At 73.7% G+C, this 22,548-nt stretch carries 20 protein-coding genes; 13 read left to right on the top strand and 7 right to left on the bottom strand.

Translation table 11 applies throughout. From position 1 onward, the window contains the following. The first annotated feature begins 146 nt into the window (after nucleotides 1-146). The 10 genes from ACFVU9_RS06710 to ACFVU9_RS06665 all read left to right on the top strand — a co-directional run bounded on the left by ACFVU9_RS06710 (nucleotide 147) and on the right by ACFVU9_RS06665 (nucleotide 8,536). Complete coding sequence (locus ACFVU9_RS06710; RefSeq protein ID WP_380442188.1) at nucleotides 147-392, top strand: LapA family protein; 246 nt, start codon at nucleotides 147-149, stop codon at nucleotides 390-392. 56 nt (nucleotides 393-448) lie between these two features. Next, a complete protein-coding gene (locus ACFVU9_RS06705; RefSeq protein WP_380490073.1) occupies nucleotides 449-1,168 on the top strand; it encodes an amino acid ABC transporter ATP-binding protein in 720 nt (239 codons plus the stop codon). Nucleotides 1,169-1,295: 127 nt separating this feature from the next. Continuing rightward, on the top strand, nucleotides 1,296-2,162 hold the full coding sequence (locus ACFVU9_RS06700) for a glutamate ABC transporter substrate-binding protein (RefSeq protein ID WP_380442231.1): 867 nt from the start codon (nucleotides 1,296-1,298) through the stop codon (nucleotides 2,160-2,162). A gap of 13 nt (nucleotides 2,163-2,175) precedes the next feature. Then, nucleotides 2,176-2,820: an amino acid ABC transporter permease gene (locus ACFVU9_RS06695; RefSeq protein WP_380442186.1), complete on the top strand. Its 645-nt coding sequence runs from the start codon at nucleotides 2,176-2,178 to the stop codon at nucleotides 2,818-2,820. Beyond that, nucleotides 2,817-3,686 carry an amino acid ABC transporter permease gene (locus tag ACFVU9_RS06690; RefSeq protein ID WP_380489200.1) on the top strand — a complete coding sequence of 290 codons (870 nt, stop codon included), beginning with the start codon at nucleotides 2,817-2,819 and terminating at the stop codon, nucleotides 3,684-3,686. Before ACFVU9_RS06695 ends, ACFVU9_RS06690 begins: the two co-directional genes overlap by 4 nt. 208 nt (nucleotides 3,687-3,894) lie before the next feature. Further along, complete coding sequence (locus tag ACFVU9_RS06685; protein ID WP_380442229.1) at nucleotides 3,895-4,800, top strand: LysR family transcriptional regulator; 906 nt, start codon at nucleotides 3,895-3,897, stop codon at nucleotides 4,798-4,800. Between the two features lie 158 nt (nucleotides 4,801-4,958). Further along, entirely contained in the window at nucleotides 4,959-5,540 is a 582-nt protein-coding gene (locus ACFVU9_RS06680) for a cysteine dioxygenase (protein ID WP_380442182.1), read from the top strand. Between the two features lie 7 nt (nucleotides 5,541-5,547). Continuing rightward, nucleotides 5,548-6,645 carry a YeiH family protein gene (locus ACFVU9_RS06675; RefSeq protein ID WP_387590676.1) on the top strand — a complete coding sequence of 366 codons (1,098 nt, stop codon included), beginning with the start codon at nucleotides 5,548-5,550 and terminating at the stop codon, nucleotides 6,643-6,645. Between the two features lie 97 nt (nucleotides 6,646-6,742). Then, the gene (locus tag ACFVU9_RS06670; protein WP_380442179.1) at nucleotides 6,743-7,453 is read left to right on the top strand and encodes a spermidine synthase; all 711 of its coding nucleotides are present in this window, start codon (nucleotides 6,743-6,745) and stop codon (nucleotides 7,451-7,453) included. Between the two features lie 63 nt (nucleotides 7,454-7,516). Further along, on the top strand, nucleotides 7,517-8,536 hold the full coding sequence (locus ACFVU9_RS06665; protein ID WP_387590673.1) for a TetR/AcrR family transcriptional regulator C-terminal domain-containing protein: 1,020 nt from the start codon (nucleotides 7,517-7,519) through the stop codon (nucleotides 8,534-8,536). Between the two features lie 126 nt (nucleotides 8,537-8,662). On the opposite strand, the gene ACFVU9_RS06660 is transcribed toward ACFVU9_RS06665, so the two are convergent. The 3 genes from ACFVU9_RS06660 to ACFVU9_RS06650 all read right to left on the bottom strand — a co-directional run bounded on the left by ACFVU9_RS06660 (nucleotide 8,663) and on the right by ACFVU9_RS06650 (nucleotide 12,247). Next, nucleotides 8,663-10,645 carry a hypothetical protein gene (locus ACFVU9_RS06660; RefSeq protein WP_387590670.1) on the bottom strand — a complete coding sequence of 661 codons (1,983 nt, stop codon included), beginning with the start codon at nucleotides 10,643-10,645 and terminating at the stop codon, nucleotides 8,663-8,665. Between the two features lie 177 nt (nucleotides 10,646-10,822). Next, on the bottom strand, nucleotides 10,823-11,689 hold the full coding sequence (locus ACFVU9_RS06655) for a TetR/AcrR family transcriptional regulator (protein WP_380442171.1): 867 nt from the start codon (nucleotides 11,687-11,689) through the stop codon (nucleotides 10,823-10,825). A 33-nt stretch (nucleotides 11,690-11,722) separates the two neighbouring features. Next, complete coding sequence (locus tag ACFVU9_RS06650) at nucleotides 11,723-12,247, bottom strand: NUDIX hydrolase (RefSeq protein ID WP_380442169.1); 525 nt, start codon at nucleotides 12,245-12,247, stop codon at nucleotides 11,723-11,725. A 128-nt stretch (nucleotides 12,248-12,375) separates the two neighbouring features. Between ACFVU9_RS06650 and ACFVU9_RS06645 the strand changes: the two genes are divergently transcribed. Further along, the gene (locus tag ACFVU9_RS06645) at nucleotides 12,376-13,599 is read left to right on the top strand and encodes a serine hydrolase domain-containing protein (RefSeq protein WP_380442167.1); all 1,224 of its coding nucleotides are present in this window, start codon (nucleotides 12,376-12,378) and stop codon (nucleotides 13,597-13,599) included. 55 nt (nucleotides 13,600-13,654) lie between these two features. On the opposite strand, the gene ACFVU9_RS06640 is transcribed toward ACFVU9_RS06645, so the two are convergent. The 3 genes from ACFVU9_RS06640 to ACFVU9_RS06630 all read right to left on the bottom strand — a co-directional run bounded on the left by ACFVU9_RS06640 (nucleotide 13,655) and on the right by ACFVU9_RS06630 (nucleotide 17,252). Next, the gene (locus tag ACFVU9_RS06640) at nucleotides 13,655-13,978 is read right to left on the bottom strand and encodes a nuclear transport factor 2 family protein (RefSeq protein WP_380442165.1); all 324 of its coding nucleotides are present in this window, start codon (nucleotides 13,976-13,978) and stop codon (nucleotides 13,655-13,657) included. A 297-nt stretch (nucleotides 13,979-14,275) separates the two neighbouring features. Continuing rightward, on the bottom strand, nucleotides 14,276-15,799 hold the full coding sequence (locus ACFVU9_RS06635) for an aldehyde dehydrogenase family protein (protein WP_387590667.1): 1,524 nt from the start codon (nucleotides 15,797-15,799) through the stop codon (nucleotides 14,276-14,278). Nucleotides 15,800-16,304: 505 nt separating this feature from the next. Next, a complete protein-coding gene (locus ACFVU9_RS06630) occupies nucleotides 16,305-17,252 on the bottom strand; it encodes a hypothetical protein (protein WP_380503005.1) in 948 nt (315 codons plus the stop codon). A 297-nt stretch (nucleotides 17,253-17,549) separates the two neighbouring features. Between ACFVU9_RS06630 and ACFVU9_RS06625 the strand changes: the two genes are divergently transcribed. Then, entirely contained in the window at nucleotides 17,550-20,612 is a 3,063-nt protein-coding gene (locus ACFVU9_RS06625) for an ATP-binding protein (protein ID WP_387590664.1), read from the top strand. Nucleotides 20,613-20,908: 296 nt separating this feature from the next. Beyond that, the gene (locus ACFVU9_RS06620) at nucleotides 20,909-21,973 is read left to right on the top strand and encodes an aldose epimerase family protein (protein WP_387590661.1); all 1,065 of its coding nucleotides are present in this window, start codon (nucleotides 20,909-20,911) and stop codon (nucleotides 21,971-21,973) included. On the opposite strand, the gene ACFVU9_RS06615 is transcribed toward ACFVU9_RS06620, so the two are convergent. After that, the gene (locus tag ACFVU9_RS06615) at nucleotides 21,970-22,491 is read right to left on the bottom strand and encodes a GNAT family N-acetyltransferase (protein WP_387590658.1); all 522 of its coding nucleotides are present in this window, start codon (nucleotides 22,489-22,491) and stop codon (nucleotides 21,970-21,972) included. The two genes, ACFVU9_RS06620 and ACFVU9_RS06615, sit on opposite strands and share 4 nt — an antisense overlap. Nucleotides 22,492-22,548 lie beyond the last annotated feature (57 nt).

Below are 22,548 nucleotides of genomic sequence, written 5' to 3'. Positions count from 1 at the left end.
CGGAGCGTTCCGGTCCCGCGCGGCGAGCGCAGGGCCCGGAACGCCCCAAACCCGCACGGGGCCGGATTGCCCCGTGCGGGTTACTCCACCCGCACGGAAGGGCGCGTAACCGGGCAAAACGGGGTCCGGGCCCGCAGACTGCTCCGGTGACCAAAGTTTCAGGCGGCTCGTCCGGCCCCCAGCGCAGCGAGATCGGCGGGATCCCCACCCGGTACATCGGGATCGGCGTCATCGTCATCCTCGCGGTGTGGTTCCTGTTCGCCAACCTCGACAAGGTGAAGATCCAGTTCTGGGTCTTCACCGTCACCGCGCCGCTGTGGATCGCCCTGCTGGCCACCCTGCTCGCGGGCGGCGCGCTGGGCTGGCTGCTGAAGGGGCGGCGCGCCCGGTGACCACCGACCCCGGGCCCGCGCAGGGCGGCGCGTCCGGTTTCGCGCCGCTGATCGAGATGCGCGGCGTCAACAAGCACTTCGGGGACCTGCACGTCCTGCAGGACATCGAGCTGACGGTCGGCCGCGGCGAGGTCGTCGTGGTGATCGGACCCTCCGGTTCCGGCAAGTCCACGCTCTGCCGGGCCATCAACCGGCTGGAGCCGATCGAGGGCGGCACCATCCTGATCGACGGCGAGCCGCTGCCCGAGGAGGGCAAGGGGCTGGCCCGGTTGCGGGCCGAGGTCGGAATGGTGTTCCAGTCCTTCAACCTGTTCGCGCACAAGACGGTGCTGCAGAACGTCTCGCTCGCCCAGATCAAGGTGCGCGGCCGGCCGAGGGCGGAGGCGGATGCCAAGTCCCGGACGCTGCTGGAGCGGGTCGGGCTGGCCGATCAGGCCGGCAAGTACCCGGCGCAGCTGTCCGGTGGCCAGCAGCAGCGCGTGGCGATCGCCCGCGCGCTGGCGATGGACCCGAAGGCGCTGCTGTTCGACGAGCCCACCTCGGCGCTCGACCCCGAGATGATCAACGAGGTGCTGGACGTCATGCGCCAGCTCGCCCACGAGGGCATGACGATGGTCGTCGTCACGCACGAGATGGGCTTCGCCCGGGCCTCGGCGAACCGGGTGGTCTTCATGGCGGACGGCCGGATCGTCGAGGACCGCGCCCCGGAGGCGTTCTTCAGCGCTCCCGAGAGCGAGCGCGCCCGGGACTTCCTCTCCAAGATCCTGAAGCACTGAGGCGGCGCCGGTGATGAGGAAGGCCGTTACGAGGAAGGCCGTGACGACGAGGGCGGCGGAGAAGGCCGGGACGAGGAAGGCTGGGACGACGAGGGCCGGGGCGAGGAAGGGCGGGGCCGCCGCCGCGTTGGTGCTCGCCGTGCTGGTGGCGGGCTGCGGCAAGGCCGGCACCCCGCCGCCCAAGGGCCCGCAGCCCAGCGCCCTGCCCAGCTACCAGGTGCAGGACGCCGCCGCGATCACCGGCTCGCCCACCCTGAACGCGGCCCGCGGCCGCGGCCACCTGGTGGTCGGTGCCAAGGAGGACCAGCCGTACCTGGGGCAGAAGAACCCGGCCACCGGCGTGTACTCGGGCTTCGACATCGAGATCGCCAAGATGGTCGGGGCCTCGCTCGGGTTCGCGCCGGACCGGATCCAGTTCAAGACCATCGCCTCGGCCAACCGCGAGACCGCGCTGCAGAACGGCCAGGTGGACTACTACGTCGGCACCTACACCATCAACGACAACCGCAAGAAGCTGGTCGGCTTCGCCGGCCCGTACTTCGTCGCCGGGCAGTCGCTGCTGGTGCGCAAGAACGACAACAGCATCCACGGCCCGCAGGACCTGGACGGCAAGAAGGTGTGCTCGGCGGCGGGCTCGACCCCGTACCAGCGGATCCAGTCGAAGTACCCGAAGGCGAAGCTGATCGGCTACGACACCTACTCGGCCTGCGTGGACAACCTGATCACCGGCCAGGTCGACACCGTCACCACGGACAACGCGATCCTGCTGGGCTACGCGGCGAAGGTGCCGGACGAGCTCAAGGTCGTCGGACCGCTGTTCTCGACGGAGCCGTACGGGATCGGGACGCCGAAGAACGACACCGTGCTGCGGTACGCGCTGGACGATGCCCTGGCCCAGCACGAGCAGAACGGCGACTGGAAGAAGGCGTTCGACGCGACCCTCGGCCTCTCCGGGGAGCCCGCGCCGACCCCGCCGCAGATCGACCGGTACTGAGAGGGGCCGCGCCGTGAAAACGCTGACCGACAACTGGTCGACCTACTGGGACGGGTTCCTCGGCACGCTCTCGCTGTTCGCGGTGAGCGCCGTGCTGTCGCTGGTGCTGGGCGTGCTGATCGCGAGCTTCCGGGTCTCGCCGGTGAAGCCGCTGCGGATCTTCGGCACGGCGTGGGTGACGATCCTGCGCAACACCCCGCTGACCCTGCTGTTCTTCATCGTGGTGCTGGGCCTGCCGCGGTTCGACATCACGCTGCCCTTCTACACGTTCGCGGTGCTCGCGCTCGGCTGCTACACCTCGGCGTTCGTCTGCGAGGCGATGCGGTCGGGCGTCAACACCGTGCCGCTCGGTCAGGGCGAGGCGGCGCGCAGCCTGGGCATGACCTTCGGGCAGACGATGGGGCTCGTGGTGCTGCCGCAGGCCTACCGCTCGGTGGTCGCGCCGATCGGCAGCGTGCTGATCGCGCTGGCGAAGAACACGGCGATCGCCGGCTCCTTCAGCGTCACCGAGCTGCTGGGCACCTACCGGACCATCAACGAGCTGGGCTACAGCATCGTCTGGACGTTCGTCTGGATCGCCGTCGGCTACCTGATCATCACCCTGGCCATCAGTGCCGTCTTCAACCTGCTCGAACGACGACTGGCGGTGTCGCGATGACCGTTGAATCCTCGGCGCTGTACGACATCCCCGGCCCGAAGGCGCTCGCCCGGCACCGGACGTACGGCGTGGTCGCGCTGGTGCTGATCGCGGGGCTGATCGGGTGGGTCGTCTACATGCTGTTCCACACCCACCAGTTCACGTACGCGAAGTGGGAGCCGTTCGAGTACCGCGGCGTCCAGGACCTGCTGCTGCGCGGGCTCGGCAACACGCTGCAGGCGTTCGGCTGGACGGTGCTGTTCGCGCTGCCGTTCGGGGCGCTGTTCGCGGCCGGGCGGCTGTCGGACCACCGGGTGGTGCGCTGGTTCTCCACGCTGGTGGTCGAGTTCTTCCGGGCCATGCCGCTGCTGGTGATGATCTTCTTCGTCTTCGTCGCGCTGAAGGTGCAGCCGCTCTGGGCGCTGGTGGCCGGGCTGGTGCTGTACAACGGCTCGGTGCTGGCCGAGGTGTTCCGCGCCGGCGTGCTCGCCGTGCCGAAGGGGCAGCGGGAGGCGGCGTACGCGCTCGGGCTGCGCAAGACCCAGGTGATGACCTACGTGCTGGTGCCGCAGGCCAACCGGGCGATGCTGCCGGCGATCATCAGCCAGCTGGTGGTCGCGCTCAAGGACACCTCGCTCGGCTTCCTCATCACCTACGAGGAGTTCCTGCACGCGGGCAAGCTGATCGCCACCAACCTCGACTACGACCTCCCGTTCATCCCCGTGGTGATCGTGATCGCGCCGATCTACATCGGGATGTGCCTGCTGCTCTCCTGGCTCGCCCGGTGGGTCGAGCGGCGCAGCCGGCGCAGCCCGAGCGTGCGGGGCGGGGCGCCGGTGGCGAAGGCGGGGGTGGCGCTGGGGCTGCCGCCGTCGGCGCAGCAGTGAGGCGGGTGACGCGGGTGACGCGGGTGACGCGGGGCGGCGGCCAGGGGGTGGTGGAGCGGTCGCGCCGGGGTGGGTCCGCCGTGCCGGTGTGGCGGCTGGTTCGCGACTGAACCATAGGTGTGCTCGGGGTCAGGCCCGGAACCTCCAATTTCCTCTTATGATTGCGGAGGCTGGAGGCAGACGACCGGGCGGAGGGGCCATGGAGCCGGTGTTCGACTCGCGGCACATCAGGACGTTCCACGAGGTGGTCAGGGCCGGGTCCTACTCGGCGGCGGCCCGCGAACTCGGCTACACCCAGCCCGCCATCACCCAGCAGATGAAGGCGCTCGAACGCACCGTCGGCGTCCCCCTGTTCACCCGCGCCGGACGCGGACTGCGCCTCACCGAGGCCGGCGAGGCGCTCTCCCGGCACGCCGAGGTGATCCTCGGCAGCCTCTCCGCCGCCCAGCAGCAGCTCGCCGCGCTCGCCCGGCTGCGCACCGGGCGCGTGCGGGTCTGCGCGTTCCCGAGCGCCAACGCGACCCTGATACCGCAGGCGATGGCGCGACTGCTCGACGAGCACCCGGGCGTGCGGGTCGAGCTCCTGGAGGCCGAGCCGCCGGACTCCGTCCAGCGGCTGCTGCGGGGGGAGTGCGACATCGCGTTGGCCTTCCGCTACCCCGGCGCCCCGGCCGATGTGCCGGAGGGGCTGGACGAGATTCCGCTGATGGAGGACCTGCTCACGGTGCTGCTGCCGGTCGGGCACCCGCTCGGGCGCCGGCATGCCGTGCGGCTCGTCGACCTCGACCGCGAGCGGTGGATCGCCGGGTGCCCGCGCTGCCGGGCGAACCTGCTGCACGTGTGCGCGGAGGAGGGCTTCGCGCCGGACATCGTCTTCTCGACGGACGACAACCTCGCGGTGCAGAGCCTCGTCGCGGCCGGCGTCGGGATCGCGCTGATGCCGGCCCTCGTGCTCTCCTTCATGTGCCACCGCAAGGTCACCGGGCGGGCCGTCGAGCCGCACCTACGGCGGCACGTGAGTGCGTACGTGCTGCGCGAGCACCGGCGGATCCCGGCCACCGCGCTGGTGCTGGACCACCTGCGGCAGGCGGCCGCGAGCCGGGTGGGGTGCTGAGCCCGGTCCCGGTGCACTGCCGGCCGTCGGCTGGTGAAGACGGGTTCCCGGGTTCGCCATCGGGGGGAAGATCGCCTGCGGACTTATAAGCGCACGTTGGAATACCGCTTACGATCCCTCGTTGGACGTGATAGGTCCGCTTGGCCGAACCTGCTGGCATGACAGCCCCAGCCACGGTCGACAGCGACCGTCTCACCGAGCGGATGAACGCCCTCATCGGCGAGATCCGCGCCGTCGTCGACCGCGGCCTGCCGCCGGAGCTCACGGCGTACCTGGTCGGCGAACGCCTCGCCCCCCACCTGTCGGCCGACCCCGACGGCCCCGGCGCCCTGCTCACCCCCGCCCAGTGCGAGGCCGACCCCGCCCGCTACCGGCAGCACGTCGTGCACGCCGAGGAGGACGGCAGTTTCTCCGTCGTCGCCCTCGTCTGGCTGCCCGGCCAGCAGACCCCGATCCACGACCACGTCTCCTGGTGCGTCGCCGGCGTCCACCAGGGGCAGGAGAGCGAGATCCGCTACCGGCTCATCTCCGACGGCCGCACCGCCCGGCTCGTGGAGACCGAGCACGTGGCCGGACCGGCCGGCACCGTCGCCGCCTTCGCCCCGCCCGGTGACATCCACCTCGTGCGCAACGCGTGCAGCACCACCGCCATCTCCATCCACGTGTACGGCGCCGACGTCTCGCGCCTCGGCACCAGCATCCGGCGCGTCTACCGGCTGCCCGCCGACGGGCAGCGGTGAGCGTGGCGTGGCGCTGACCCTCCGGGAGCGGACCACCCGGGAGCGGACCACCCGCACCCGCACCCGCTCCCTCCCCCCGCTGGGCGGCGACGCCCCCGGCCTGCTCCTCGCGGCCGCGGGCGTCGGCGCCGCGCTCGCCGTCCACGCGGCCGTGCCGGCCGTGCCCAAGCTCACCGCCGCCGTCGTGCTCGGCATGGCGGCGGCCCACCTGCCCGGGCTGCGCCCGGTCGTGCGCGGCGTGGCGCGGCCCGGCCTGTCCACGGCCGGCAAGCGGCTGATGCGGCTCGGGATCGTGCTGCTCGGCCTCAAGCTCAGCCTCGGCGACGTGCTCGGCCTCGGCTGGGCCACCGTCGCCATGGTGATCACCGTCGTCGCGGCCACCTTCGGCGGCACGCTGTGGCTCGGGCGCAGGCTCGGGCTGCCGGGGGACCAGCCACTGCTGATCGCCACCGGCTACTCGATCTGCGGCGCCTCGGCGATCGGCGCGGTCAGCCAGGCCTCCGGCAGTGACGAGGAGGACGTCGCCGCCTCGGTCGCGCTCGTGACGCTGTGCGGCACGCTCGCGATCGCCGTGCTGCCGCTGCTCCAGCACCCGCTCGGGCTCGGCGAGGTGGAGTTCGGGCGCTGGGTCGGCGCGAGCGTGCACGACGTCGGGCAGGTCGTCGCCACCGCGCAGACCGGCGGGCCCGGAGCGCTGCGCGAGGCCGTCCTGGTCAAGCTGATGCGGGTGGTGCTGCTGGCGCCGCTGGTCGCCGGGGTCGCGGTCGCGGTGCGGCGCAGGCAGCGGTGGAACAAAGAGAACATTGCTGGACTAACTGCTAAAGAGTCGGTCAAAAGCGACACCCGGCCGCCGATCGTCCCGCTGTTCGTCGCGGGCTTCCTCGCGATGATCGTCCTGCGGACCACCGGAGTGCTGCCCGAGCGGGCGCTGACCGTGGCCGGGGACGCCCAGGAGCTGCTGCTCGCCGCCGCGTTGTTCGGTCTCGGCAGCGCCGTCCACCTGCCGACCATGGTCCGCACCGGCGGGCGGATCGCCCTGCTCGGCCTCGGCTCCTGGGTGATGGTCGCGGGGGTCTCGTACGCCGGAGTGCTGCTCACGACCTGAGGAAAACGGCTGCTGGCACGGTGACGACCTTGGGTATTGTCGGGCGGGTAGTGGTCCTGCGGGACCGTCCCGCACCCGAGTCCGCCGAGGAACGCGCATGCCGACCGCACTGCCCGAACGGAACGACCGCGACGCCGTGGTCACGCTCGACCGGCGCGAGGGTCCGTTCGGCGAGGTGGTGCTGCGCCGGCGCGGGCCGGACTTCGAGATCATCGCCAACGGCTGCTTCCTGATGGACACCGCCGACGGCCGCTCGGAGCGGCTGCTGATCCAGGCCGCGCTCGACGAGCTCGACCGCGCGGGCGGAGCCGCCGGGCGGCCGTCCGTGCTGATCGGCGGGCTCGGCGTCGGCTTCTCGCTCGCCTACGCGGTCGCCGAGCCGCGCTGGGGGCGGATCGCGATCGTCGAGCGCGAGACCGCGATCATCGACTGGCACCGGACCGGGCCGCTCGGCGCCTTCTCCGGCGGCGCGCTGGAGGACGAGCGGGTCGAGGTGCTCCACACCGACCTGCTGGAGTACCTCGCCGCCGCCGACGGCGAGCGGTACGACGCGCTGTGCCTCGACATCGACAACGGGCCGGACTGGACCGTCACCGACGGCAACGCGCCCCTGTACGGGGCCGACGGGCTCGCGGTGCTGTGGCACCGGCTCCGGCCGGGCGGGGTGCTGGCGGTCTGGAGCGCCCAGCCCTCGGCGGCGTTCGACGAGGCGCTGCGGGCGGCTGGGTTCTCGGACGTCGCTTCGCACGAGGTCCCCGTCTCCCGGGGAGTGCCGGACGTGGTGCACCTGGCGCGGCGCGCGGGCTGATCCGGCTCGGGTCGGGCGGGGTCCGATCGTTCGTTTCGGTGCTGTGGGGCTGAGGAGTTGGGCATGGCGGAGGACGGGACGCCGTCGGGGCGGATCCTGGCGGAGCTCCGACGGCGGATCGCCTCGGGGGAGTTGGCGCCCGGGGAGCGCGTGCCGTCCACCAGGGCGATCACCCGGGAGTGGGGGGTCGCGATGGCCACGGCCACCAAGGTGCTGAGCCGGCTGCGGGAGGAAGGGCTGGTCCGGGCGGTGCCCGGGGTCGGGACGGTGGTGGCGGGGGGTCCTGTTGCTGCTGGTCCGTCGGCCGCCCTCGCGGCTCCGGGCGGCTCGACCGGACCTTCGGGGACGGCTGTTGCGCGGCGGGCGGCGCGGGGTGGGGACCGGGTCGCGGAGCGGGGTGGAGACCGGGAGCTGTCCCGGGAGCGGATCGTCACGACGGCCGTGCGGGTGGCGGACGAGGAGGGGATCGCGGCGCTGTCGATGCGGCGCATCGCGACCGACCTCGGTGTGGCGACGATGTCGCTCTACCGCCATGTGCCGGGCAAGGACGAGCTGTTGAGGCTCATGACGGACCGGGTCTTCGGCGAGGAGCCGCTGCCCGATCCGCTGCCGGCGGGGTGGCGGGAGGCGCTGGAGACGGTCGCCCGGTTGCAGTGGCGGATCTACCGGCGGCACCCGTGGCTGGCGGGCACGATGTCGTTCACCCGGCCGGTGCTGGCGCCGGACGCGGCCGTGCACACCGAGCGCACGTTGGCCGCGCTCGCCGGACTGGGGCTGGGCGTCGAGGAGATGGCCCAGGCGTCGGTCACGCTGGCGGCCTTCGTGTGTGGGCTGGCGGTGCACTTCGAGCGGGAGGCGCAGGCCGTCCAGGACAGCGGGATGTCCGCGGACGAGTGGATGGACCGCCAGGACGGCGAGGAGCGGGACCAGCTGATGGCGGACCCGGAGCGGTTCCCGATGTTCGACGCGCTGAACCGGGGGCCGGAGATCGACATGAGCCTGGACGCGCTGTTCGCGTTCGGGGTGGCGCGCATGCTCGACGGGATCGGCGCGGTGATCGCCCGGCGGTCGGGCGGGGGCTGACGGGCGACGGCGGACAGGTGACAGCGAACAACTGACAACTAACAGATTTCAGCGAACGAAATCTGAAATCTGTTAGTTGTCAGTTGTCATCCGTCTGCTCGCCGCCGTCTGCCCGCCGCCGTCGGCTCAGCCGAACGGCCGGGCCTCCGGCATCGGGGGCGTGGCCGGGGTGTCGGCGCCGGAGCGGGTGCCGTCCGGGGTGCCGTCCGGGGCCTCGCCCGGGAGGGGCGGGAGGGTTTCCGGGGCGAAGGGGTTGAAGTCCGGCGGGGGCACCCGCACGGGCGTGCCCCGGAGGGCCGGGTCGCCGTCCGGCCCGTCCTCGTCGTCCGTCGGCGCGTGCCCCGGGCCGTCGACCTGGGCGGGGATGCGCGGCGGGACCGACGGCGGCGGCGGGACGGGCGGACGCTGGGACGCGAGCGTGGTGCCGAAGGGGTCGCTCGGTTCGTCGGCCACCACCGTGCCGAACGGGTCGGTGGCCACGGCGGGCGCGCCGGCCGGGGAGGCCTCCGGCTCGTTGCCCGGGAGGGGCGGGAGGGTTTCCGGGGCGAAGGGGTTGAAGTCCGGCGGGGGCACCCGCACGGGCGTGCCCCGGAGGGCCGGGTCGCCGTCCGGCTCGTTCTCCTCGCGTTCCGCCTCGCGCTCCTCGTCAGGCTTGTTCTCGCCCTGCTCGTTCCGGTCCGGCCCGTCGGCGATCGCCGCGAAGGGGTTGAAGTCCGGCGGGAGCACGGCCACCGGGGTGCCCCGCAGTGCGGGGTCGTCCTCGGCCGCGGGCACGGCCGTCGCGTCGGCGAGCGCGGCGAACGGGTTGTGGTCCAGAGGCACGGCCGCCTCCCGTTCGGCGGGCAGAGGCAGGGGTACGGGCGCGGGCACGCCCGGCGTGCCGTCCCACCCGAACTGGACGCTCTTCAGCAGCTCCGCGAACGCCTCCGTGTACAGGTCCCAGTCCTCCGGCTGCGCCGTGGAGAGCTGGACGCAGAGCACCGACGCACCGTCCGGCAGCGGGACGAACGCCTCGACGACCGAGGTGACCACCCAGCGTCGCTGCCCGTCGGCGGCCAGCGCCCCGGGCACGGGGACCGTCCGGCCCTCGACCAGGACGGCGGCCGGCCCGGCCGGCAGCAGGACCGTCCACACCTCGGCGTGCCGGCGGACGGTGGCGAGTTCGGTGGCGAGCGCCGTGATCGGCAGCGGGTGCCGGGCGAGCGAGACGACCAGGGTGGCCTCGGTGGTGCGGCCGTCCGCCTCCAGGGCGCAGACGCCCGCGTAGACGGCGCCCGCGGCGTGGACCACGTCGGCGAGGGCGGCCGTGATGACGGCGAAGTCGCGGCGCGGGCCGGGGCCGGTGGCGCTGAACAGTTCCTCGGCGACCTCGGCCAGGTGTCCGGTCAGCCCGTCGACGGCCGCGGCGACGGCCCGGTCGGCGCCGTGGCCGGCCGCTCCGTCCGGCGTTCCGTCCGGCGTCGCGCCCAGCGGCGGCACCGCGCGGGACGAGACGCCCGCGGGGCCGTCGGGGGAGGTCACGGGGTGGAAGCCGGGCGGGACGACCAGGCGGACCTCGGTGCCGGCGCCGGTGGCCAGCTCGACGGGCAGTCGGGTCTGCTGACCGCCCGCCAGCGCCGCCAGCGCGGGCGCGAACGGCGGGCGCAGCTTGGGGTCGGCGATCTCGCCGGTGACGGGCAGCTGGAAGAGCGCGGCGGAGGCGGTGCCGCGGTCGGCGGTCGTGCCGCGCACCGCGCCGCCGCCGTAGCGGGCGAGGAGCGCGGTGACGGCCCGTTCCGCGACCGGCGCGCCGGTGCCGGGGCGGGCCGTTCCGGCGGTGACGACGGTGCCGAGCCGGTCGACGGCGGCGTGCACCGGTCCGTTGGGCGCCAGCGGCAGGCCGAACAGTTCCTCGGCGGCCGGGTGCCGCTCCGACGACCCGCTCGACCCGCGCCGCGGGTCGAGCGAGGCCACCGGGTGACGGGAGGTGCGTCCGTCGAGGAGGGCGTCGGTGAGGGTGGAGAGGGTCGCGCTGACCTGCTCCGCGGCGGCGAAGGGGTTGGCCTCCGCGGTGGACCGGTCGTCGAACCGGCCGCCGAACTGGCTGTCGAACTGGCCGTCCTGGGTCAACTGTTGAGCCCCCCGCTCTGGTGCGTCCGCGGTCGGTGTCCGGGTGGTCCGGGCGCGCGCCCGGTGGCATGCCGCCGGGGTCCGCGGCTGTTCCCGGCCGTGGTCATTCCTATCAGAGCCCACCGTCGGGGCAGAACCGGCGGCCGTCCTGCGGACCACCGGCCAAGCCGGGGCCGGCTACTCCGTGGCCTGCGCCGACGGCCCGTCGGCGACGGGCTGAGCGGGCGGAGCGGCGAGCGCCCCGAGCGCCTCGGTGATCCCGGGCACGGCGAGCAGTCCGGCGAGGTCGTGCACGAGGCGCCCGGTCGGCCCGTCCGGCCGTTCGTCGGCGAGGAACGACGCGAGCTCGGCGCCGAGGGCCGGTTCCCGGGCGGCGGTGAGGACCAGCGCGGCGACGAACTCCTGCACCAGGTGCAGCTGCAGCTCCTCCAGCGGCACCGAGCGCTCGGCCAGCCATTCGAGCGAGGTGATCTCCGCGTTGGCGATCCAGGCGCGGACGGTCAGCCGCAGCCCGGGGCTCGGGTCGGGGATGGCGAGGTGGCCGAGGATCTGGTCGTGGGCGGCCCGCCGGACCTCGTCGATCACCGCCGAGGTGCCCGCGCTGGCGGCCACCGAGCCGCCGCGCAGCAGCGCCGCGAAGCCGGGTCCGTGGCTCTGGACGAAGTCCAGGTAGCGCCCCATCACACGAAAGAGGCGTTCGGACAGCGGCCCCTCGGGGGGTTCCTCGAAGCGTCCGGCGAGCTCGCGCCCGGCCCGGCGCAGCGACTCCTCGTACAGCGCCTGCTTGCCGGGGAAGTAGTGGTAGACCAGCGGCCGGGAGGCGCCTGCGGCGGCGGCGATGTCGTCGATCGACACCTCCTCCGGCGGGCGCACGCTGAAGAGCTCCAGTGCGACGGCGATCAGCTGCTCGCGCCGCTCGTCGACGCTCAGCCGGCGGCGCGGGCGCTCGCCCGCCGCGGCGGGCGCGGCGGGCGCCGGGGTCCGGTCCGGGCCGGCGGTCCGTCCGGTGCGGGCGGCCGTCGGCGACGGCGTACGGGAGGCCATGCGCGCCACCTTATCCGGCGGGCGCAACGGGCCCTATGCGGCGCGGAAGTCCAGGTAGCGGCGGTAGGCCTCGCGGCCGTCGGGGACGAAGTCGTCGCGGGCGAGGCGCGCGTCGAGTTCGGCGGGGGTCAGCCAGTCGTGCCAGGCGACCTCGGACTCCTGCGGGGAGACCGGGCCGTCCCACTCGGCCTCGTACATGTCGCACCACCAGGACAGGTGGTCCTGCCGGAAGAGGAACTTGAACAGCGGGCGCGGGGCGATGCCGCTCACGCCCAGTTCCTCCTCGGCCTCGCGGACGGCCGCCTCGCCGTACGTCTCGCCGGAGCCGACGACGCCGCCGACGAACATGTCGTACGCGCCCGGGGCGAAGAGCTTGGTGTCGGTGCGCCGGTGGACGAAGATCCGCCCGGCCGGGTCGCGGACCAGGATGAAGACGCACCGGTGGGTCAGGCCCCGCCGGTACACCTCCCCGCGCACCGCGGTTCCGATCACCCGGTCGTGCTCGTCGACGACGTCCAGCAGCTCTTCGGCGGGGTTCACTGCGGCAGGGTTGGTCATGACGGACAGGTTAGGGTTTCCGGGCCCGGTTCGAACGCGGGCGCGAACACATTCGGACACGTGCAGAGACATGTACGGACAGGTGCGGTCGGGCCCGATCGGGCCGGACGAGCTGAGGACGGCGCGCGATGACGGAGATCTGGGGCGAGACGGCCGAGGGCTTCGAGCCGGTGCGGGAGGCCTTCGCGCGGAACTTCCGCGACTACGGCGAGCTCGGCGCCGCCTTCGCGCTGTACGTGCGCGGCCGCAAGGTGGTCGACCTGTGGGGCGGCGACGCCCGGCCCGAGGTCGGCGGCCGGCCCGCGCCCGCCGTCGCCTGGACGGCGGACACCGCGCAGGTGCTGCGCTCGGTCACCAAGGGCCTGACCGCGACCACCGCCCTCCTGCTCGCCGAGCGGGGCGAGCTCGACCTGGACGCGCCGGTGGCCTCCTACTGGCCCGAGTTCGCGGCGGCCGGCAAGGGCGGGGTGCCGGTGAGCTGGCTGCTCTCGCACCAGGCCGGGGTGCCCGCGCTGGACGTGCCGCTGCGCCTGGAGGACGTGCTGACCTGGGAGCGGGCGGCCGCGGCGGTGGCCGCGCAGGAGCCCGCCTGGGAGCCCGGCACCGCGCACGGCTACCACCCGTACACCTTCGGCTGGCTGGTCGGCGAGGTGGTGCGGCGGGCGAGCGGGCGCACCGTGGGCCGGTACTTCGCCGAGGAGATCGCCCGGCCGCTCGGCCTGGACCTGTGGATCGGGCTGCCGGCCGGCGCGGCGCCGCGTGTCGGCCGGCTGGTGGACCTGCCCGCCCCCGAGGCGGCCAGGACCGGGCCGAGCGGGCTGCGGCTGCGGCCCAAGCAGTCCGTCCGGGACGCCTACCAGGACCCGTCCTCGCTGACCGCCCGCTCGTTCGCCTCGGTGCGTCCGGGAGTGGACCTCAACGACCCGGCGGTGCAGGCCGCCGAGATCCCCGGGGCCGGCGGTATCGGGACGGCCCGTTCGCTGGCCCGGTTCTACGCGGCGCTGGTCGGGGCGGCGGACCGGCACGACGGCTCGGGCGGCACGCTCGCCCCGCTGCTCGGGCCGCAGGTGCTGGCCCGGGCGGTCGGCCCGGCGGTGAGCGGCCCGGACCGGGTGCTGATCGTCAACTCCACGTTCGGCCTGGGCTTCTGGCGGCACGGCCCGACGGCGCCGATGGCGTCCCGGGCGAGCTTCGGGCACCCGGGCCGGGGCGGCTCGCTGGGCTTCGCCGACCCGGACCTCGGGCTCGGTTTCGGTTACGTCACCAACGGGATGCAGCCGGGCGTGACCGGGGACATCCGCTCGCGCAACCTCATCCGCGCCGTGCGCGGGTGCCTGGGGCTCGACGGGTAGCGGGCCGGCCGGCGCTCGGGTCCGGCCGGCGGCGCCCGGGCCCGGCCGGTGCCGCTCAGGCCTGGCCGGTCTCGAAGCGGCTGATCTTCCCGCCCTGGACGGTGAACCGCCAGGCCGTGCGCATCTCGCCCCAGGTCGCGTTGGTGAAGTCGGCGACGAGGGCGTGGCCGTCGTTCGACTCGGTCCGCACGTCCATGTGTCCGTTCGGCTCGAAGATCTCCCGGTCGATCCACTGCATCAGGTCGCGGTCGGAGCCGTCGTCGGACATGGTGGCGTCCGGGGTGAGGGTGGCGAGGAAGGCGGCGCGGTCGTTCGCGTTGATCGCGGCGACGAAGGCGCGCACGGTGGGGTCGGAGAGCTTGGCGGGGGAGATGGTCATCGGGGCTCCCGGGTTGGAAGTGACGGGAGCCCCTGTGTACGACGTTCGCCGGGCGGGTCCGGGCATGTCGGCGGCGCGTCGGCGAAATTCACGCATTCATGTGCTTGGATCAACAAATGGGCGATTTGGTGGTATTTGCCCTGATGTCACGGGGAGTGGCAGCGGATCGGGAGACCGGCAGCGGTCTCCCGACCCGCGACGACTTCGGCCGCCGAAGGACCTGGCCGTGATCCTTGGCCGTGGTTCCTGGCCGTGGTCCCTGACCGAGATCCCTGGTCAGGAGGCCTGTCGGGAGGCCTAGAAGAAGCCGACCTCGTCGGGCGAGTAGCTGACCAGCAGGTTCTTGGTCTGCTGGTAGTGCTCCAGCAGCGCCTTGTGGGTCTCCCGGCCGATGCCGGAGTTCTTGTAGCCGCCGAAGGCCGCGTGGGCCGGGTAGGCGTGGTAGCAGTTGGTCCAGACGCGGCCGGCCTGGATGGCGCGGCCGGCGCGGTGGGCGGTGTTGAGGTCGCGCGTCCAGACGCCCGCGCCGAGGCCGTACTGGGTGTCGTTGGCGAGCGCGACGCCCTCGGCGAAGTCGTCGAAGCGGGTGACGGAGACCACCGGGCCGAAGATCTCCTCCTGGAAGACCCGCATCCGGTTGTCGCCCTCGAAGACCGTCGGCGTCACGTAGTACCCGCCGGCCAGGGCGCCGCCGAGGTCGGCCTGCTCGCCGCCGGCGAGCACCTTGGCGCCCTCGGCGCGGCCGATGTCGAAGTAGGAGAGGATCTTCTTGAGCTGCTCGGCGCTGGCCTGCGCGCCGACCTGGGTCTCGGTGTCGAGCGGGTTGCCCTGGCGCATCGCGCGCACCCGCTCCAGGCCGTCGGCGAGCAGGCGCTCGTAGACCGAGGACTGGATCAGCGCCCGGCTCGGGCAGGTGCACACCTCGCCCTGGTTGAGGGCGAACATCGCGAAGCCCTCGACGGCCTTGCCGTAGAAGGCGTCGGTGGCGTCGGCGACGTCCTCGAAGAACACGTTGGGGCTCTTGCCGCCGAGCTCCAGCGAGACCGGGATCAGGTTGTCGCTGGCGGCGCGGGAGATGAGCCGGCCGGTGCTGGTCTCGCCGGTGAAGGCGATCTTGCGGATGCGGGGGCTGGCCGCGAGCGGGGCGCCGGCCTCCTCGCCGAAGCCCGTCACGATGTTGACGACGCCGGGCGGCAGCAGGTCCGCGGTGAGCTCGGCGAGCAGCAGGACGGAGGCCGGGGTCTGCTCGGCGGGCTTGAGGACGACGGCGTTGCCGGCCGCGATCGCCGGGGCGAGCTTCCATATCGCCATCAGGATCGGGAAGTTCCACGGGATGATCTGGCCGACCACGCCCAGCGGCTCGTGGAAGTGGTACGCGACGGTGTCCTCGTCCAGCTGGGAGATGCCGCCCTCCTGGGCGCGCAGCGCGCCGGCGAAGTAGCGCAGGTGGTCGACGGCGAGCGGGAGGTCGGCGGCGAGGGTCTCGCGCACCGGCTTGCCGTTCTCCCAGCTCTCCGCGACGGCCAGCCGCTCCAGGTTCGCCTCCATCCGGTCGGCCAGGCGCAGGAGCACCTGGGCGCGCTCGGCGGCGGACGTGCGCCCCCAGGCGGGCGCGGCGGCGTGGGCGGCGTCCAGGGCGGCCTCGATGTCCTCGGCGGTGCCGCGGGCGACCTCGGTGAAGACCTCCCCGGTGACCGGGGTCGGGTTCCCGAAGTACTCGCCCCGCACCGGCGGCACCCAGTCGCCGCCGATCCAGTGCTCGTAGCGCGGACGGTAGGCGACGATGCTGTCGGGGGTGCCGGGCGGCTGGTAGACCGTCATGCTCTGGTGTCTCCTCGCGACGTCGGGCGCTGCCCGTGTCCTGTCCTGCGGCCGGGCGGCGGGCCGGACCGCACGGTTCGGGAGCGGTCCGGCGGGAGGGATGTGAACGCGCGCTCGCGGCGGGGCCCGCCGGGGCGCCCGCCGCCGAGCACGATAGTCGCGACGGCGCGGCGCGGCTACGGTCCGTACGGAACTCGTGTACGGAGGGTGCGCGTTCCGGCCGTTGTGGAGATCGCCGGGGCCCGGCCGCGCGCCTCGTGGTACCAGGGCGCGCGTCGCGTCGGGCGTCGGGTGCACGGGCTCCGGGGTGTCCGGGGCCCCGGGGCGCGGGGTCCCGGGGGCGGGGCCGCGTCGGACCGGGGCCGCCCTGCGGCGCCCCGCCGTCGGCGGGTGCGGCGCTGGGGGAGAGGCGGGCGGCCCTGGTGCGGTGCCGGTGGGTGTCCGGCGCCAGGCGGAGCGGTCGGACGGCGCGGTGTCGGACGCAGTGACGTCTGACGGAGTGACGTCAGACGGAGTGGTAGCGGCCCGTGCGGGACTCCCAGTACTGGTAGCCGGCCAGCCAGGTGAGCAGTCCGTCGGCGTAGCGCTGGGCGATGCTCGCCTCGACCCGGGACAGGCCCAGCTCCCGGTAGACCTCGGGGAGCTGGGCGTGCAGCTCGCCGCAGCGCTCCACCATGATCTGCGCCTCGTCGAGGACCACCGCGCAGGCCTCCTCGGCCGAGCAGCGGCGTTCGCGCTGGACGATCAGCACGAGGTTGTTGACGTCGCCGCGCGGGGCCTCCAGCGGGAAGGACCGCACGTCGTTGCTCAACGAGGGTATGTCGGCGGCCAGTTGGCGCAGCTGACGGAGCACCGGGTGGTGCAGGACGGCGGGCGGCACCTCGAACTGGCCGAGCCGTTCGACCATGTCGAAGATGGTCTCCATGGCCGCGGTGCCCCGCCGGAGCACGAGGTAGCCGGCCCGGTCCGGCGGGCGGGTGGAGATCCGGCCGGCGGCCTCGGCGGGGTGACTGGCCAGGTACCACTCCCAGTTGTAGGCGGCGCGGGCCTGCCAGCGGGCGGGCATGCCGCGCGCGCTGCGGTCCCAGAGATCCGCGAACGCGGTCTCGACGGGGGAGCGCTGGTCGGCGCGCGCGCCGTGCAGGACCGCGATGAGCCGCTCGCAGATCGGGGCGACCTCGGTGGGCCGGCGGCCGAGCGGGCCGTCGAACTGGTCGTCGAAGAGGAAGTAGAACCCCATCAGGTCGGCCGCGAGGGCGAGTTCGTCCGGTCCGGCGTCCGGGTAGCCCAGGGCGGCGAGCTCGACGATCTCCCAGTGGGCGTACCCGGGGCGGTCGGCGTCGGCCAGCAGCGGGTGCCGGTGGAGCCAGTCGCGGTGCAGCGCGGCGGCGTGCGGGATGTGGGAACTGCGGCGGTGCGGGAACGGGATCTGAAGTGAGGTGTCGTCAGACATCGGACTCCCGGTGCAGCGGAGGGTGGGGGCGCTAACGGTTCGGACACGGCGTGTGGGGGGAGTTGACGCAGCGAGGCTCCGTGCGTGAGGGTGGCAGGACAAGATCATCTTCGCCTCGCGGGCCGTAGGGTATCTGATGTAATGATCGGACGTTAGGGATATAGGGCAATTGCCCTTGGCAAGCCGTCCGAACCCTCACCGTCCGTCTCAGCCTGCGCGAATGCCGCACGGCACGCCCCCCGCGGCGCTAACCTCGGCACACGACCAGGGAGTCAGCAGGAGCGGCGGAGGCATGACGTGACCGAGCAGGGCAACGGACTTCGGGCGGGAACCGGCCCCGGCCGGGACGGGGACGGCGCCGCTCCCCGGGTCAGGCTGCGCGACCGTGACGCGGAACTGCGCTCCGCCGAGACCGCCGTCGAAAAGCTGTGCCGCGAATTCGCCGCCGGCGGCACCGAGATCGGCGAACTCCTCACCATCTCCGGCCGCCCCGGCATCGGCAAGACCAGCCTGCTCCACGAGGTGCGGCGCACCGCCAAGCTCCGCGACGGCGCCACCGTGCTGTTCGCGCGCGGCGGCGAACAGCAGGTCAAGGAGCCCTACCACGTGCTGCGCCAGCTCCTGCAGCCCGCGCTCACCGGTCTCCCGCCGGCCGAGTTCCGGCAGGTCATGGGCACCTGGGAGGAGGTCGTCGGACCGGCCATGGGCCTCAAGCAGCCCAAGGCCGGCGCCCGCCGGCTCGACCCGCAGGGCGTGCGCGACGGACTGGACTACGTCCTCACCCAGCTCGCGCCCCGCAGCGCGCCCCTGGTGATGATCGTCGACGACCTGCACTGGGCCGACCTGGAATCCCTGTCCTGGCTCACCCAGTTCGCCGTCCGCGCACGCGAACTGCCCGTCCTGCTCGTCTTCGCGTTCCGCGAGGACGAACACGACTGGCAACCCGAAGCCCACCCCCACCACTCCACCGTCCTCAAGCTCGCCACCCGTCGGCACGAGCTCAACCGCCTCTCCCTCACTTCGGTCACGGACATCATCCGGGCGGAACTCGGCGAGAAGGCCGAGGACGCCTTCTGCTACGAGTTCTGGAACGTCGTCAACGGCAACCCCTACGAGGCCATCGCCCTGCTCGACCAGGTCCGCGACCAGGAGCTCGAACCGGTCGAGGAGAACTCCGTCCAACTGCGCGAACTCGCCGTCGACGCAAACGGGATGACCCTCAAGACCTGGCTCGACCGGCTCGGCGCCAGCACCCTGCGCTTCGCCTGGGCCTGCGCCATGCTCGGCACCGACATCCGGATCGACCTCGCGACCCGCATCTCCACCCAGAGCGCCGAGGGCGCCCGCGAGTCCATCAAGCAGCTCCGCAAGCAGCGCGTCCTCACCCAGACCCCCAACGGGAACCTGGAGTTCGTCCACCCGCTGATCGGCAGCTCGATCTACAACACCATGCCGGAGGCCACCCGCACCGGCATGCACGGCGTCGCCGCGGCCGAGATCGAGAACGCCGGGCTCGGCCTGCTCTCCGCCTCCCGCCACCTCGTCGAGACCTTCGCGGGCGAGGGCGACGACCGCACCGTGCGCAAGCTGCGCAAGGCCGCCGCCGAACACCTGCTCATCGGCGCCCCCGAAGCCGCCCAGCGCTGCCTGCACCGCGCCCTCAACGAGCCGCCCGCCGACGGCATCCGCGCCGAGGTGCTCTACGAACTCGGCTGCTCCGCGCTGCTCACCGACCCCGTCGCCACCGTCAACCAGCTCAAGCTCGCCCTCGACCCGGAGGAGGGGCCGCTGCGCCCCGAACTGCGGGTGGACGCCACGTTCCGGCTCTCCGAAGTGCTCGCGCACAGCGGCGAACTGCGCGAGGCCGCGCTGGTGTGCCAGGAGGAGGTCGCCGCCACCGACGACGCCGCGGGCCGGCTGCGGCTCCAGGCCGCCTCGTTCATGTGGCACGCCTTCCGCAAGTCCGAGGAGGACGGCCCCGGCCGCTCCCGGCGGCTCGGCGAGATGTGCGAGGGCCTCACCGGCCGCGAGCCCGCCGACCGCGCGGTCCTCGCGATGCGCGCCTGGGACCTCACCCTGCGCGGCAAGCCCTCCGTCGACGCGCTCGCCCACGCCGACGACGTCCTGGAGGCCGGCCGGCTGCCCAAGGGACTCGGCTGGACCGACAGCACCTGGGGCTTCGAGCTGCCCGCGATGCTCGGCCTCACCTACACGTACAACGACCGCATCGCCCAGGCCGAGCGGCTGTTCGCCGACGCCATCGTCCAGTCCGAGGTCGCCGGGTGGAGCGGTGCCCACCGGGGCTTCGCCTACTTCCTGATGGGCCTCGCCCGCTTCCGCCGCGGCCTGCTCGCCGAGGCCGAGGACTTCCTGCGCCGCGCCCTGCGCCTCTCCGAGCGGATCGCCCCCAAGCTGCCGCTCGCGTGGGACGCCGTCGGCGTGCTCGTCGACACCCTGCTCGCCCGCGGACGCGTCGAGGAGGCCTGGGACCTCGCCACCGGCTTCGGCTTCCAGCCGCCGTACCACGACACCGCGATGGTCCTGCCCGACGCGCCCTCCCTGTACGGCAAGCTGCTCGTCGCCAAGCGGCGCTACGCCGGCGCCGCCGCCGCGCTCACCGAGGCCGGCGCCCAGCTGGAGGCCCGCGGCTGGCACAACACCGTCTGGGCGCCGTGGGCCGGCCACCTCGCCATCGCCATCGCCCAGGACGAGCCCGACCGCGCCCGCGAGTACGCCCACAAGGCCGTCCGGGACGCCCGGACCTTCGGCACCGCCTCGGCGATCGGCACCGCGCTGCGGCTGCACGCCCAGATCGAGGACGGCCAGCAGGCGGTCGAGCTCCTGGAGCAGGCCGTGGCCTACCTCGGCCAGTCCCCGGCCGGCTACGAGCACGCCGTCGCGCTGGTCGAGCTCGGGGCGGCGCTGCGCCGGGTCGGGCGGCTGGAGGACGCCCAGGAGTACCTGTACCAGGGCATCGAGCTGGCCCAGCACTGCTCGGCCGAGGGCCTGGTCGAGCAGGCGCGCCGGGAGCTCGCCAACTACGGCCTGCGGCCCAACCGCCTGGGCGACTTCCGCGCCTCCCGCGAGGCGCTCAGCCAGCCGGAGTGGGACGTCGCCCAGCTGGCGCTGCGGGGCGTGCCGCCGCAGCGGATCGCCGACGAGCTCGGGCTGCAGCTGAGCCTGGTCAACCGGCGGCTGGCCGCGGTCTACCGCAAGGCGGGCAGCGGGCCGGACGGCCTGGCCACCGCGCTCGGGCTGCCGGGCCAGCCGCGTGCCACCCGGCCGACGTGGCCGACCACGCCGGCCCAGCCGACCCGGCCGGCCGGGGACGCGGAGCAGGAAGAGGCGGGCGACGCGTAGAGCGTGTCCTTCGGCTCGGGCCGCCGTCGCGGCCGGGCGTCCGCGCCCGGCGGACGGAAGCGCTCGGGCGGCGCGCGGGGGTTCGGGAGCGCCCCCGCGGCCGTTCCCGTCGTTAGGCTGACGCAGACCGGGGCGGCCACGGCCGGCTTCCTGACGGTATTCCCGGCCCACCCCCGTTCCACCCCGTCCCATCCCCGGTCGGTTCCCGGCCGACCCCTGGACCGACCCCCCCGGATCGACCCCCGTTCGGCGCGACCGCGGCACCCGCCCCGGCCGCCAGTGAGGAGCAGCAGGGCATGGCGACTCAGGCCACCGGCGTGCGCCACGAACCCCTCGACGCCTCGGGCGCGGGCGCCGCGATCCAGCGCTGGACGCTCACCGCCGGCCCGTACGAGGCGAGCGTGCTCACCCTCGGCGCCACCCTGCACACCCTCACCGCGCCCGACCGCGCCGGCCGCCGCGCCCAACTCCTGCTCGCCACCGACGAACTGGCCCAGATCCTCGGCCCCGCCCGGCACTACGGCACCGTCGTCGGCCGCTACGCCAACCGGATCGACGGCTCGCGGATCACCATCGACGGCGAGGACCACCTGCTCGCCCCCACCGGCGGCGGAATGACCCTGCACGGCGGCCCCGACGGCTTCGCCAACCGGATGTGGGACGCCACCGGGATCCCGGGCGGCGTCGAACTGCGGCTGCACAGCCCGGACGGCGACCAGGGCTTCCCCGGCGCCCTCGACGTCACCGTCGCCTACACCCTCGACGCCGGCGGCGAGCTCACCATCGCCTACCGCGCCGTCACCACGAAACCGACCGTCGTCAACCTCACCAACCACGCCTACGTCAACCTCGCGGGTGAAGGCAGCGGCGACGTCCTCGGCCACCTGCTCACCCTCGACGCCGACGCCTACACCCCGGCCGACGAACGGCAGATCCCCACCGGGCGGATCGAACCCGTGGCCGCTACCCCGTTCGACTTCACGACGGCCCGGCCGATCGGCAAGTCCGTGCACGACGAGCACCCGCAGCTGACCGGGCCCGGCGGGTACGACCACAACTGGGTGCTGCGTCCGCGCCCGGCCGACGGCACCCCGGCCCGGGCGGCGCTGCTGGAGGACCCGGTCAGCGGGCGCACCCTGGAGGTGCTGACCACCGAGCCGGGCGTCCAGGTCTACACGGCCAACAAGTTCCAGGGCGCGGTGACGGGCGCGAGCGGGGTGGCGTACGGGCCGTTCGCCGGGGTCGCGCTGGAGACGCAGCACTTCCCGGACTCGCCGCACCACCCGGACTTCCCCGGCACGGTGCTGCGCCCGGGGGAGGAGTTCCGCTCGACGACCGTCCTGCGCTTCGGGACGAACTAGTCGATGACCCCCTGGCGCGCCGGCAGGTCCCGGCGCATGCAGAGCCGGGGCCAGCGGTCGAGGCCGTGCTCGGCCTCCTGGCGGCGGATCTCCCGCAGGCCCGGCGTGAGTTCGCCGTCGGCGAGCGGGCGGAAGCCGCAGCGGGCGTAGTAGGGGGCGTTCCACGGGACGTCGGCGAACGTGGTGAGGGTGAGCGCGGGGGCGTCGGTGGTGGCGGCGAGGTGCTCGATCAGCGCGCGGCCGATGCCCCGGCGGGCGTGGCCGGGGTGCACCGAGACCTGCTCGACGTGGCACGCGCCGTCGACCGGTTCGGCGAGCAGGTAGGCGATGGGGCGGTCGCCGTCGTCGACCGCGACGAGGGCGGTGCCGTCCGTCAGGTAGCGGGCGAGTTCCCCGGGGGTCGGGGGTTCGTCCTCGGCGATCTCCGGCATGCCGATGGCGGCGAACGGGGCTCCGGCGGCCCGTTCCAGCTCGCACAGCAGGGGCAGTTCGTCCTTCACGGCTGGTCTGATGCGCATGCCACCCAGTGTCCTGCAAGCGGCTTTCCGCCACGCAGGGTGGTGTTCCAGGCCACA

It is taken from the genome of Kitasatospora sp. NPDC057936, from assembly GCF_042887525.1.
GTDB lineage: Bacteria > Actinomycetota > Actinomycetes > Streptomycetales > Streptomycetaceae > Kitasatospora.
The sequence above is the reverse complement of the archived record's forward strand: the minus strand, read 5'-3'. Positions and strand labels throughout refer to the sequence as shown.

Bases quoted from the DNA above. Each gene is read 5' to 3' on its own strand.
- ACFVU9_RS06705 (WP_380490073.1), top strand. From the start codon at position 449: ATGCGCGGCGTCAACAAGCACTTCGGGGACCTGCACGTCCTGCAGGAC.
- ACFVU9_RS06690 (WP_380489200.1), top strand. From the start codon at position 2,817: ATGACCGTTGAATCCTCGGCGCTGTACGACATCCCCGGCCCGAAGGCG.
- ACFVU9_RS06680 (WP_380442182.1), top strand. From the start codon at position 4,959: ATGACAGCCCCAGCCACGGTCGACAGCGACCGTCTCACCGAGCGGATG.
- ACFVU9_RS06670 (WP_380442179.1), top strand. From the start codon at position 6,743: ATGCCGACCGCACTGCCCGAACGGAACGACCGCGACGCCGTGGTCACG.
- ACFVU9_RS06665 (WP_387590673.1), top strand. From the start codon at position 7,517: ATGGCGGAGGACGGGACGCCGTCGGGGCGGATCCTGGCGGAGCTCCGA.
- ACFVU9_RS06655 (WP_380442171.1), bottom strand. From the start codon at position 11,689: ATGGCCTCCCGTACGCCGTCGCCGACGGCCGCCCGCACCGGACGGACC.
- ACFVU9_RS06650 (WP_380442169.1), bottom strand. From the start codon at position 12,247: ATGACCAACCCTGCCGCAGTGAACCCCGCCGAAGAGCTGCTGGACGTC.
- ACFVU9_RS06645 (WP_380442167.1), top strand. From the start codon at position 12,376: ATGACGGAGATCTGGGGCGAGACGGCCGAGGGCTTCGAGCCGGTGCGG.
- ACFVU9_RS06640 (WP_380442165.1), bottom strand. From the start codon at position 13,978: ATGACCATCTCCCCCGCCAAGCTCTCCGACCCCACCGTGCGCGCCTTC.
- ACFVU9_RS06635 (WP_387590667.1), bottom strand. From the start codon at position 15,799: ATGACGGTCTACCAGCCGCCCGGCACCCCCGACAGCATCGTCGCCTAC.
- ACFVU9_RS06630 (WP_380503005.1), bottom strand. From the start codon at position 17,252: ATGTCTGACGACACCTCACTTCAGATCCCGTTCCCGCACCGCCGCAGT.
- ACFVU9_RS06620 (WP_387590661.1), top strand. From the start codon at position 20,909: ATGGCGACTCAGGCCACCGGCGTGCGCCACGAACCCCTCGACGCCTCG.
- ACFVU9_RS06615 (WP_387590658.1), bottom strand. From the start codon at position 22,491: ATGCGCATCAGACCAGCCGTGAAGGACGAACTGCCCCTGCTGTGCGAG.